The sequence below is a fragment of the Oceanobacillus sp. CF4.6 genome, assembly GCF_051262635.1.
Classification (GTDB): domain Bacteria; phylum Bacillota; class Bacilli; order Bacillales; family Amphibacillaceae; genus Oceanobacillus.
On the sequence record NZ_JBIMEX010000011.1, the window covers coordinates 106734 to 118795 of the forward strand.

Here is a 12062-nt window from a genome sequence, read left to right on the forward strand (position 1 = left end):
ATGAAACAACTACCTATTACAAAAAAAGGAATAATACAACCAGACTATTCTAATGTCCTATCAAAGACAACGAAAATTTTCCTGTCTATTATTTGCTTAAATGGTGTTGCCAATAGCTTATCCAGTATATTTATTAATGTCTATTTATATAAGCTTTCACAGGATTTTTATGAAGTCGCCCTATTTAATTTTATTTCTTATTTAATATGGGCACCTACTTTTGTTTTTGCTGGTTGGTTAAGCAAAAAAACAGACAGGAGAAATGGACTTATCATTGGCGGGATTTTACAGCTTCTATTTTATATCGTTCTCCTCCTTTTAGGTAGCTCTGCTAGTACTAATATTATCTTACTGGGCTTAATATTTGGCGCCGGTTCGGGGTTTTATTGGATGTCAGTAAACACTTTATCTGTTGACTTAACCAATCAAACGAACCGAGATTGGTTTAACGGAGTAAATGGAATCTTTAGCGCATTTTCCCAAATGATCGGTCCCATAACAGCTGGGTGGATTATTACTGCACAACCGGGTTTTAGTGGCTACCAACTTATTTTCACCTTAACATTTATCTTGTTTTTATCATCATTAAGTATCACATTTTCTCTCCCAAAATATGTGGATAAAGGGACTTTTAACTGGAAAGCTTTATGGAATATCAATAAGAATGTGGAATGGCGACATCTTTCGAAAGTATTTAGCAGTCTGGCATTTCGTGATGGAGTATTGTCATTTGCGGTTTGGATATGGGTCTACATGGTAACGGGGAGTGAAGGTAGTCTCGGTAATTATGTGTTTTATACAACAACAATATCCATTATTACATATTATATGATTGGAAAGTTCATCGACCAGAAAAATAGAGGACGCTACATCATGATTGGGACAATTGGTGTCAGCCTAGCTGTTTTTGGTCTAGTGTTAGATGTTAATTTTGTGACACTGCTATTCTATGGGTTTGCTGCAGGCATATGTATTCCTCTGTTTGAAGTCCCTTTTAACACACTTTCTCTAAATACCATTGCAAAATTTGATAATAGAGGTAAAAATCGAATTGAAATGGTTGTGTCAAGAGAGTTGGCATTAAGTGCTGGCAGGATTCCAAGTGTTGGAGGGTTGATGCTCATCTATACGATTGAGGAAAATCAAAATCTATGGGTTGCATCGTATCTATTAATTGTTATATTCATAGGATTATTATCGTTACACTTTTTACGTAATTATAGGAGGAATATAATTGGCTGAGATTCTATTTGAAAATGTAAATAAAGAATACGACGATAATGTAATAGCTGTAAAAGATTTTAATTTAAGTATCAAAGATAAAGAATTCATTGTATTTGTTGGTCCTTCAGGATGTGGTAAGTCTACAACATTACAAATGATTGCTGGATTAGATGAAGTAACAAAGGGTAGTATTTACATTAATGGAAAACGAATAAATGACTTGCCCTCCAAAGATAGAGATATAGCGATGGTCTTTCAAAATTATGCACTATATCCCCATTTCACAGTTTATGAGAATATGGCGATAGGTCTCAAATTGAGAAAGATGAAAAAAGAAATTATTGATCAACGTGTAAAACATGCTGCAACTATTTTAGGTTTGGAAAATTACCTGGAGCGGAAACCAAAAGCTCTTTCAGGCGGACAACGTCAGCGTGTCGCATTAGGGCGGGCCATGGTTCGTGATGCAAGAGTATTTTTAATGGATGAACCGTTATCAAATCTTGATGCTAAATTACGTGTTCAAATGCGTTCAGTTATCACAAAATTACATAAAACACTACAAACAACTACGATTTACGTAACGCATGACCAAACAGAAGCAATGACAATGGCAACTAGAATTGTTGTTATGAAAGACGGGGTAATTCAACAAGTTGATTCTCCCAAAGAAATTTATGATAATCCTGAAAACGTATTTGTAGGAAGCTTCATTGGAACACCGCCAATGAATTTTATTACTGGTATCATAGAGGATGAAAAAATAAAAATAGAATTTGCCTCATTTCCTATTACTGAAGAAAAACTAAGCACATTAAGAAAGAATGAATATCAACACGAAAAAGTCATTCTAGGAATTCGTCCAGAAAATATTAGTCTATCAACAAAACACGATGTAATTATTCCGGTAAAAGTCAATCTCTCAGAACTTTTAGGTTCAGAAATTGTCCTTCATTCAGAAATCGATGGGCAGACTGTAATTGTACGTGAAGAAGCTGATTATAATATTAACATTGGAGAGGTTATTACAGTTGGGTTTGATTTTAAGGATGTTCACTTTTTCGATATTGAAACGAGTAGAAGAATTAAATAGAGGGAGATACTCAAGAATTGAAGTATATAACTATAAAAGGATTCACTCGAATGTAGAGAGTGGTCACTATTATAATATTGTCTACTTCTATCTTCAAAAAGAATATGAACTCCTCCTGAGTTTATAATATCTCAAGGGGGGGTTCCTAATAGGCTTATTACTGTTTTACCAATCATGTCCAAGCAAGAACGGGTATTTTATAATTTTCTAGTGATACTTTAAAATTATCAACTATGTGCATATTTGTATCATTTGCTAATACGATAATCATGGTCATCTTTTTTCCTGAATATCTACAAAAGAAATTAATGGATCTTTATAGGACTCAGAGGTTGGACTATTCACTGCTTTAATAAGCTTAGGTTTAACCTGACCCCGTTTTACTTAATCACTTTTTAAATGACAATTCTTCTGACTCTAAAGCTGTTCGAAGTTTAGGTAAGGAAGCTGGACCCATACCGTGAAATTTTAAAATCTCTTTTTCACTATAGGTTGATAGCTGTTTTAATGTCGTGATGCCGTTGTTCTCCAATGCCCGTCTGGCGGGAGCTGAAAGCTGAGATAGAAATCCATGTTCTGGTTTTCGCTCTTCCTCACAAGTAGGACAGGTCGGACAGTCACTACTTTTATAGTAAGAATGCCCCTTCTCACAAGTTCGGAAATTTGCCCTTGAATTTCTCATGTTATTACCCCATTTCTTAAATGCTTATTTATAATTCCTTTCGTTTATATATCGGTATATCATACTATCTTTATAGTCAAATTTCAGCTAACAGCTATTGATGGAGATATATTCTTCATATTGCTGTCTACTTAAATACATTTCCTGCCCTACCCCCGTGTAAGTCTTAAGTATTAGATGAAATCAGACCTAGGGCTATTGTTTGAAAAATTAAAATAGTTTAACATGAAAGCAGGTAAATTAGAAATGCCAGGGGTGATACGTAAAATGTTTTAGCGATAATTAGAAATAAACAGAAATTTAATAATCTAGGCCTTTGTACTTAAAGTTTTTGTAAATTATGAATGCTCTTTAACAAATTTAATTATTTTTCTTTTATACTGATGAAGGTTTGTAAATAAAAGCGAGGGACGGGGAAGAAATTGCTAAAGTTTATTGTGAATCGAAAAATCTTGGTGGGCTTGACTACGGTATTAGTACTTATTTTGGGTGTTTATTCATTCACAAATCTTGATGAAGAGTTATTTCCACCTGTGGAGTTTGATGGAGCATATATTGCTGTCAGTGCAGGGGACATGGCTGCGATTGAAGTAGAAAGAATAATTACGACCCCACTTGAACAGCGTATTCTTGGGATTGATGGCGTAGAAGAAATCTCTTCCACGAGCACGATCGGCCAAAGCAGCTTACAGATTATGATTGAAAAAGGCCTCGGTGAGGAAGTTTCAAAAGAAATACAGACTGTGACAAGTACGGTTGCTACCAATGTGGCCGGCGTTACAGAAGTAATAGCAGAACAGATGAGTTTAAGTGCGAACTATGAATTTTTTATGGATGTTTCCAGTGGGGAAATGGATGAACTGACAGCTTTTGCTCTGGATGTTCTGGAACCTCGTTTGGAGGAACTTTCTGAAGTAAGCGATGTTTCTCTAATGGGAATACAGGAAGATGAAGTGAGTATCGAATTCGATAGGGATAGTCTGACAGAACATGCACTGGATAGTTCAGAAGTTATTTCCATTATCCAGCAGACGAATACAGAAGCTACATTAGGAGAAATCGAGGAGGAAGGTGCACAGCCATCCATTCGTTGGGAAACCGATTTAACGTCAATTGAAGATATGGAAAATATTGAAATTCCAACACAGGCAGGTTTTATACAGCTTGATGAAATTGCAAATGTTTCTATAAAGCCAGTGGAAAATGCCTCCTATGTTTGGAAAGATGGAACGAAGGATTTTATCTTTGTTCAAATTGGCCGGACATCCGATGTGACGCAAATTGAAATGGCTGAAGCAATACGTGAAGAAGTTCAAAAAATTAGAGATGAAGGACTAGTAGAGGAGTTTGAGCTAAATGAGCTCGTTGCACAAGCTGATTATGTAAAAGAATCCATTGATGGGGTCTCCAGTAATATCCTCATTGGAGGTATATTGGCAATTGTCATCTTACTGTTGTTCCTGCGTAATGTACGCGCGATGGTTATTATCGGAATTTCCATTCCAACTTCTATTCTATTAACCTTTATTACAATGTGGATTTTAAACTATAGCTTCAATATGCTCTCACTTATTGCCCTGGGCTTGGGTATCGGTATGATGGTAGATTCATCGATAGTTATTTTAGAGTCGATTTATAAGAAAAAGGAACAAGGGTTAAAGCCATTGGAATCGGTGCTGGAAGGAACAAAAGAAGTAGCTTCGGCAGTAATCGCTTCGATGCTGACCACGATAGTCGTATTTTTGCCTATTGGCTTGATGGGTGGAGATGTCGGGCAATTTATGGTCATCCTGTCTACGGTGGTTGCAGTTACACTAATCAGCTCGGTTATTGTATCCTTTACTTTAATTCCATCTTTGTCTGAGAAATTCCTTAAAATCCCCAAAAAGAATAATAATGGAAAAGAAGGACGACTCGTCAAAAGGTATGGGGAGTTCGTTTCCTGGATCGTAAAGAAAAAACGCAACAGCATAGCAATGATTTTTATCTTTTTCCTTATGTTCGCTGGATCGATGTTTCTCGTATTTAAAATTCCAATGACCATCATGCCGGATGTGCTAAATCGGTATGCGGAGTTAATGGTTGACCTAGAGACAGGTGTTTCAGCAGTAGAGCAGGAAGAAGTTGCGCTAAAAATTAATGAAACATTGGCGGCAATTGATGATGTGGAAACAAGTTACATTATTGATGATGGATCCATGTTCTTCATGCTGATTAATATGACCAAAGGCAATGAAATTACAAGAGAACAGAAAGAAGTGAATGAGGAGATACTAAGCTCCTTGCGTGAACTGGGAGAAGATTACCCGATTAAAAGTGTTCAGAGTGCGATGTCTGTAGGTGGCGGGCAGCCGATTCAAATACAGATGAAAGGTGATAATTATGAAGAGCTGCAAGTGCTCGTGAATGATTTTACGCAAGAGTTGGAAGGTATTGAGGGACTTACTGGTATCACGAATTCGATTGAACGTACTTCCACAGAAAAGGTCGTCGAATTGGATGAAGCGGCGATGGAAGATGCCGGTCTATCGGAAATCCAGATTCGCCAATACATACAGGAGGCATTTCTCCATATGCCAATTGGTGAAGTAGCAATCGATGAAAAAAGTGTTCCATTAGTAGTGAAGTGGAATGAAGAAATAGTAAATGAGGAAAGCTTGCTTGATCTGGAAATTTCAACTCCTGAAGGGGAAAAGAGCCTATCCGACTTTGTACAATTAGGTAGTGTCGATATGCCGAATGAAATTTCCCATATCGATGGAGAGCGTTATATAACGATTTCAGCGGATATTGAAAGTACCGATTTAGGGACAGTAAACAGAGAAATACAGAATCTGATCGATGATTTCGAAACGCCATCCGGTTACACGATTTCTGCTGGAGGCGATCTTGAAACACAGCAGGAGCTGCTGTATGATATGGTGCTGATTCTCGTTATTTCGATTTTTCTTGTGTACTTGGTGATGGCAGTACAATTTAATCATTTGGCACATCCGATCATTGTGATGTCCGTTATTCCAATGACTATTGTTGGTGTCATCCTTGGATTGTTTGTCACGCAGCGAGAACTTAGTGTGATGTCGGGAATGGGAATCATTATGCTCATTGGTATTGTGTTAAACAATGCAATTTTATTAATTGACCGCGCAAATCAATTAAGAAGAGAGGGAGCTTCTGCAAATGAAGCAATCAGTAGGGCTGGAAAGGACCGTCTTCGTCCGATATTCATGACGACATTTACGACAATCGGCGGCATGCTGCCACTTGCATTAGCAGCAGGTACAACAGGCAACTATCAGGCACCGATGGCAACCGTGATTATCTCCGGGCTTCTGTTCGCAACAATGATCACATTAGTCTTAATTCCGGCAGTCTACCGGATGTTTAATGCGGTTGGAAATCGCTTTAGTAGGTTATTTAGGAAGAAGAAAAAAGTAAAGGATGAGGTAAAAGAACTGGTAGGGTGATGGACCAGGGGGCAGGACCAGGGGGGACAGGAACCGTGGTCCAATTTTGCGTGATAGACTGAGTGTGTTGGTAGCACTTGGTCTATTATTTTGCATAAAATTAATTTAAAAGAGACATTTAGTTTGACGTCTTGTACTCACTCAGTATATTAGTTGTTACAAGTAGAATTCGGGTGAAATTATAATTATTTATGCCTTATAAATCTAGGTTTATAAGGCATATTATCAATGGACCAAGGAACCTGTCCCCGTGGACCTTCCAAATGAAAAAAACCACTTCACAAAGAAGTAGTTTTCATTAAAATCCGAGTTCTTCAATTTGGCTTTTCAATTCAGTTATCTTCTCAATCGTTTGGTATAAATCAGAGTTCTGCAGTTGATCTATTGCTACTTCGCCATTTTGAATTATACCGTCTGTAATATCGAGAAGCTGCTGATTCTTTTCCGTTAGTTTTTGATGTAGACCCTCTGCAATCCCGGGGGCGTCAAGGGCATTAAAATCTGTAATCGATTCTTCTAAAGCTATTAATTGTGTTTCTAACTCTTCTTTTGCTGCTGGGTCAGAAGCTGCTTGATTCACCAGTCCAGAAGTTTCTTCAGCGAAATTGCTGAGATCATTGAAGTATTCCGTTGCCTCAGTTGCGTAGTTTAATGAATTATTCGTTTCCTCAATAAAGGAACATCCAGTAAGAGCTATCGCGAATATTATAAGTATCATTATTTTTTTCATCATATAAAGCTCCTTCCATATCTATTCATTTTAACTTATTCAGGGGAATTTGTCCTCATTCAAAAATTGGGAAAACATAAAAACTAAGTGCCTGTCCCTCGTTGCTTGAAAAGCTTCATTTTTGCCGAACATTAGTATAGTATTAACTATTATATATTATATATAGAAGGGGTAAATAATGGAAAATTTCAATTTCTCTTCATTAATGGAAGGTAAAAATTACTCGTTACCTGAACAAATTGCAAATTATATATTAACAAAGATATTCATAGGCGAACTATCGCAAGGTGAACGCCTGATTGAATCTGAAATTGCGAAAGAATTAAATGTCAGTAATATTCCTGTGCGAGAAGCTTTCTATGTTTTACAAAATACTGGGATTATCGAAAGGTTACCAAGAAAAGGTGTACGGGTAAAATCGATAACAGAACAAGAAATGAATGACTATACGGATGCATTGATTGAATTATTTCGGTTAGGAGTCGATTATTCGACGACAAAGTGGGATGATGAAAAACGTAATCATTTGAAACAGTGTTTAATAGAAGCAAACGAGAAACTACTGGAAAAAAATATACTGGAATATGTTGTAAAGGTACATCGATTATGTGGCTATATATTTGAAGTTGCAGAAAATAAGGCATTTATTAAATTTTATTCTGACATAACCTTTATTACCAATGCATATTCCCAAATGATGTGGGGCGATGTGGAAAAAACAAAAGAACGTTATATGCATCTGGAAGCATTGGTAGATGCAATTATCCATTCCAATTTCAAGAAGGCAAAAGAAGCTTTTGAAATATTGACGAGACAATCGTTAAGCCTAAAAATACTATAAACCAAAACTAAATTTGTTCGGAAAAAAAGAGAGACAACTGTCTCTCTTTTTTTTAATTGGCCATTACGCCGCCATCAACACAAAGTTCTATACCAGTAATAAATTTAGATTCCTCTGATGCAAGGAATAATGCAGCATTAGCAATATCAATAGGATCTCCGAAGTGACCTAATGGAGTTTTATTTAAGTAGAATTGTTTTACTTCCTTCGCTTCTTCCGTTTCAAGTGTTGCAGACATCGGTGTGCTGATTTGACCTGGTAAGATAACGTTCGCTCTGACATTATCTTTTCCATAATCCACAGCGATATTTTTAGTTAAACCAATTAAACCAGCCTTAGCTGCCCCGTACCCAGTACCACCTTGACCACCAAGTGTAGCAGCGATAGAAGAAATGGTTACAATGGAACCTCCACCATCTTTAATCATTTCAGGGATAGCATATTTGCTACCGAGGAAGGCACCTTTCAAGTTAATTGCCAGAAGTTTATCCCATTCGTCTGGATCGTGCTCATGCGCTTTCGCTACAAATGGACCAGCAACTCCTGCAGTATTTACTAAAACATTCACTTTACCATATGTTTCTACAGCAGTATGAATAGCATTTTTCCATTCTTCCGGGGAGGAGATGTTTAGTTTAATTGCGATCGCATCACCGCCATCGGCCTTAATTTCATCAACTACTTTTGTAAGGGCTTCTACGTTCATATCAGCTCCAACAACTTTAGCCCCTTCTTTTCCAAATAATCGAGCTTGTTCCGCACCCATACCACTACCTGCACCTGTGATAATAGCTACTTTACCTGTTAATCGACCCATTTAAAATCCCCCTTGTTTAATATAATATCGTAAACAAAAAATAGAATTAATTTATTATTTTGTTTAAATACATTATATATAATATATAATATATAATATATAGTCTACTAAATTGCTTGTTCGAAGAATGCCGATTTCCTACTACTCCTGGAATTGAAGATGACATAATCTAATCTTACGGAAAAGAATCAACTTCACTAGAAGAATTACGAAGCTATCTTATAATACAATGAAACTTTCCCTGTTCATCATCCGTATGAAAGGTAAGTAAAAATCAAGTGTGGTGATAAGATGGATTTTCTTGTGTGGTTTTTCGTTGCAATCGTATTGTATTATGCATACCGGTTTATTCAGGTTCTAGTCAAGATGAGGCAGGATATTGTGCTGCCTTTTACAGCGGAAGAGTTGGCGTCAATTCGAAAAGAACCGCAGAAAACAGTAAAACCTCCGACCTATTCCAGTCAAAAGGCTGGCATCATTTTCTATATTTTGGTGTTAATTTATATAATCGGGATGATTATTTTGGTCTGGCAATTTCGGCATGATGTTGGCTTCGGTTTATATTTTCTAATCCTACTCCCGCTTTTCCACCTGTCAAACTTTCTAAATCTATTTGCTGTCACGAACGACGGAGTACTATGTGGTGCACGTTTTGCATCATGGGAAAATATAAAAACATATGAATTTGTACGAATTGACGTGAAGCATAATTATTATGGCTTCTCAAGCGAAGTCAATGATCAATATGAGCTGAGAATTAAGACGAGGTTTAATACCTTGAGCTGTGTTGTGACTACGGAAGAGATGAAAGAGAAGTTAGGTGATTTATTGGGTGAACGGAGAGTAAAATCTCAGTAATTTTGGGAGAAAATTTATTTTTATGTAAGTAAGAAAGATTATACTTTCTTATTTGCCTTAGTTTTCTAACAATGTTTTCGAAATGTTAGTATTAAATTATAAAGTAATGGAACGGACGAGCTAGAATAAGGGAAGGAACACAATGGCTATCATTATGCAGATTTCAAAAATAATATCTTTTAAACAAAAAGTAGAGGGGTACTCTATGAATTATGTGATCAGTTTCATTGCAGCTATTTTACTAACAGCTCTATCTTATTTTTTTGGAAGTAATTTTATCACGAATGGCATAACAATAAGGCAAGCTCTTATCATAGGTACTTCTGTAGTTGCTTTAGGTGCTATTACCGAGGCACTTGGCGCACCAATCTGGTTAATTGTAGTCATGCCATTTCCAGTTGGGATGTTATTGCTTTTTCAATTTTTAAATCAGCCTATACGTACTTGGTTTTTTGCCTATTTAACAACATTGCTTCTATATACCATCATACATATTATTGTAAGCTACTTTTTCCATTTTCACTCGTTAATACCTGCCTGGAAATTATCATGACTCCCAGCGTCTCCAAAGAAAATGCCGATTAGCCACAGTTTATAGCCCCGACTTTAAAATGGTTGCTTTGCTTGATTTGTCTTTTACTTTGGTTAGTTTGTTAGAAGAAGGAGCAAAATGGCTATAACGCTGAGAACCAAGTGACTTGTCGATTATGTTCCGAGAGTATTTGACAACTACGATATAAACAATTACGTTTCAACCAAAGCAAAAAAATAGAGAGAACAAGACAGCTATTCTCTCTATTTCCTTTTAAAAGATTATCTATTTTCTTGATGCCTATGCCTCAAAATATTCTTTTGAATCTTACCAATAGAAGTACGCGGAAATTCATCAATAAAATAAAATTCTTCAGGTATTTTAAAGGAGGAAAGTCTTTCCTTGCAATATTCCCGTAATGCTTCTTCGCTAACTTCCGGATCACTAAGCTCAACATAGGCTACAACCTTTTCCTCACGTAATTCATCCGGTGCAGCCACGACAGCACAGTTTGCGATACCTGGATGGCCGGAAAGAACGTTTTCTATTTCCAAAGAAGAAATATTTTCACCGGCTCGTTTAATCATATCTTTATTGCGATCGACAAACCAAATATAGCCTTCTTCATTCATATATCCGTTATCCCCTGTATGGAGCCAGCCATCAATAATGGTACGACTCGTAGCTTCTTCATTCTTATAGTAGCCTTTCATCAGCGAAGGGCTTTTGATAATAATCTCTCCTACCGCATTAAAAGGGCATTCATTTCCAATCTCATCAATGATCTTTACTTCCTGTCCTAAAGCTGCTTTACCCAATGCAAGAATTCCTGTATGTTCATCTACGGGCATTTCTGAATAGAGAGGAGTCGTGATATTAGTTGTGATGGATTCCGTCATACCAAACCATTGGAACAAATGAATTCCAAATCTCTCTTTAAATGCATCTACGTCTTGTTTAGGAACGAATAAACCGTAACCGACCTGTCTAATGGAATGTTTCTTTTCGTACGGATGTGGATCGATCTTTAATAAAATTTTTATAATGGTAGCTACAAGACTAGAAACAGTGGGCTTGTATTTTGCAACCGTATCCCAAAAAGTATTTGCACTGAATTTTTCCAATAAAATGATGGAGCCACCTACAACGAGCGTCGCCATTGACGTATAATATTGAGAATTAGCGTGAAATAATGGTAAGAAAATCATATATCGATCATCCGGTTGTAGTTGCTGATACAGGACGGATGAATGGCCAGCATATAAATAATTTTCATGTGTAATTAGCACACCTTTTGGTTTGGCTGTTGTTCCAGAAGTATACATAATCCCGCATACATCATGGGCAGTAACGTTGTGATAGTGGGAATCTTTGCGCTGCACATCTAATTCCTTTTTCCAATTAGTATCATTAGGCCTAGAGAATCGCAATTGCTTCAGGTCTGAAAAGATTTCCTGATGTTTTTCAGTAATCAGGGATTCATCATAAATGAACCCTTTACTATCTGAGTGTTCCAAAAAATAGTTAAGCTCATTTGGTGTAGAAGCAGTGTTTATAGGGAGAAACACCGCACCCAATGCTCCGCATGCAAACCAGATATCATAGAACACAGGAGAATTCTTTAACATAACGGCAACCGTATCATTCTTTTTGATGCCTTGTTGCTCCATCCAGGCTGCTGTTTGATTTACTCTTTCTTCCATGTCCTGATAAGTTATCTTTTCTTCTTCAAAATAGATAAATACTTTATTTGGATATTTCTTTACCTGTTTCTTCAGATACGTATAAATTGTCATATTTCCGTGAGTAAGCATAAAA

The 12062-nt window shown here is 36.7% G+C and carries 10 protein-coding genes; 6 read left to right on the top strand and 4 right to left on the bottom strand.

Annotated elements, in window-relative coordinates; translation table 11 throughout:
* Positions 1-1242 carry an MFS transporter gene (locus tag ACHABU_RS15850; RefSeq protein WP_435765910.1) on the top strand — a complete coding sequence of 414 codons (1242 nt, stop codon included), beginning with the start codon at positions 1-3 and terminating at the stop codon, positions 1240-1242.
* Positions 1235-2317, top strand: a complete 1083-nt coding sequence (locus tag ACHABU_RS15855) for an ABC transporter ATP-binding protein (RefSeq protein ID WP_435765911.1) — start codon at positions 1235-1237, stop codon at positions 2315-2317. Before ACHABU_RS15850 ends, ACHABU_RS15855 begins: the two co-directional genes overlap by 8 nt.
* 388 nt (positions 2318-2705) lie before the next feature.
* On the opposite strand, the gene ACHABU_RS15860 is transcribed toward ACHABU_RS15855, so the two are convergent.
* A complete protein-coding gene (locus ACHABU_RS15860; RefSeq protein WP_435765912.1) occupies positions 2706-2999 on the bottom strand; it encodes an RNA polymerase alpha subunit C-terminal domain-containing protein in 294 nt (97 codons plus the stop codon).
* 437 nt (positions 3000-3436) lie between these two features.
* On the opposite strand from ACHABU_RS15860, the gene ACHABU_RS15865 reads away from it, so the two are divergent.
* The gene (locus tag ACHABU_RS15865; protein ID WP_435765942.1) at positions 3437-6466 is read left to right on the top strand and encodes an efflux RND transporter permease subunit; all 3030 of its coding nucleotides are present in this window, start codon (positions 3437-3439) and stop codon (positions 6464-6466) included.
* A 298-nt stretch (positions 6467-6764) separates the two neighbouring features.
* Here the strand turns inward: ACHABU_RS15865 and ACHABU_RS15870 are convergent, their stop codons facing one another.
* Positions 6765-7196 (bottom strand): DUF6376 family protein, encoded by a 432-nt coding sequence (locus ACHABU_RS15870; protein ID WP_435765913.1) that lies wholly within the window; start codon positions 7194-7196, stop codon positions 6765-6767.
* A 178-nt stretch (positions 7197-7374) separates the two neighbouring features.
* Here ACHABU_RS15870 and ACHABU_RS15875 point away from each other — a divergent pair, with 178 nt between their 5' ends.
* On the top strand, positions 7375-8037 hold the full coding sequence (locus ACHABU_RS15875; RefSeq protein ID WP_435765914.1) for a GntR family transcriptional regulator: 663 nt from the start codon (positions 7375-7377) through the stop codon (positions 8035-8037).
* Positions 8038-8089: 52 nt separating this feature from the next.
* On the opposite strand, the gene ACHABU_RS15880 is transcribed toward ACHABU_RS15875, so the two are convergent.
* Positions 8090-8854 carry an SDR family NAD(P)-dependent oxidoreductase gene (locus ACHABU_RS15880; protein ID WP_435765915.1) on the bottom strand — a complete coding sequence of 255 codons (765 nt, stop codon included), beginning with the start codon at positions 8852-8854 and terminating at the stop codon, positions 8090-8092.
* Positions 8855-9145: 291 nt separating this feature from the next.
* On the opposite strand from ACHABU_RS15880, the gene ACHABU_RS15885 reads away from it, so the two are divergent.
* Together ACHABU_RS15885 and ACHABU_RS15890 are read left to right on the top strand one after the other, a co-directional pair.
* Positions 9146-9712 (top strand): hypothetical protein, encoded by a 567-nt coding sequence (locus tag ACHABU_RS15885; protein ID WP_435765916.1) that lies wholly within the window; start codon positions 9146-9148, stop codon positions 9710-9712.
* 142 nt (positions 9713-9854) lie between these two features.
* Positions 9855-10265: a hypothetical protein gene (locus ACHABU_RS15890; RefSeq protein ID WP_435765917.1), complete on the top strand. Its 411-nt coding sequence runs from the start codon at positions 9855-9857 to the stop codon at positions 10263-10265.
* A 260-nt stretch (positions 10266-10525) separates the two neighbouring features.
* Here ACHABU_RS15890 and ACHABU_RS15895 read toward each other — a convergent pair whose 3' ends face one another.
* On the bottom strand, positions 10526-12058 hold the full coding sequence (locus ACHABU_RS15895) for a class I adenylate-forming enzyme family protein (RefSeq protein WP_435765918.1): 1533 nt from the start codon (positions 12056-12058) through the stop codon (positions 10526-10528).
* Positions 12059-12062 lie beyond the last annotated feature (4 nt).

Bases quoted from the DNA above. Each gene is read 5' to 3' on its own strand.
- ACHABU_RS15850 (WP_435765910.1), top strand. From the start codon at position 1: ATGAAACAACTACCTATTACAAAAAAAGGAATAATACAACCAGACTAT.
- ACHABU_RS15860 (WP_435765912.1), bottom strand. From the start codon at position 2,999: ATGAGAAATTCAAGGGCAAATTTCCGAACTTGTGAGAAGGGGCATTCT.
- ACHABU_RS15870 (WP_435765913.1), bottom strand. From the start codon at position 7,196: ATGAAAAAAATAATGATACTTATAATATTCGCGATAGCTCTTACTGGA.
- ACHABU_RS15875 (WP_435765914.1), top strand. From the start codon at position 7,375: ATGGAAAATTTCAATTTCTCTTCATTAATGGAAGGTAAAAATTACTCG.
- ACHABU_RS15880 (WP_435765915.1), bottom strand. From the start codon at position 8,854: ATGGGTCGATTAACAGGTAAAGTAGCTATTATCACAGGTGCAGGTAGT.
- ACHABU_RS15885 (WP_435765916.1), top strand. From the start codon at position 9,146: ATGGATTTTCTTGTGTGGTTTTTCGTTGCAATCGTATTGTATTATGCA.
- ACHABU_RS15890 (WP_435765917.1), top strand. From the start codon at position 9,855: ATGGCTATCATTATGCAGATTTCAAAAATAATATCTTTTAAACAAAAA.
- ACHABU_RS15895 (WP_435765918.1), bottom strand. From the start codon at position 12,058: ATGCTTACTCACGGAAATATGACAATTTATACGTATCTGAAGAAACAG.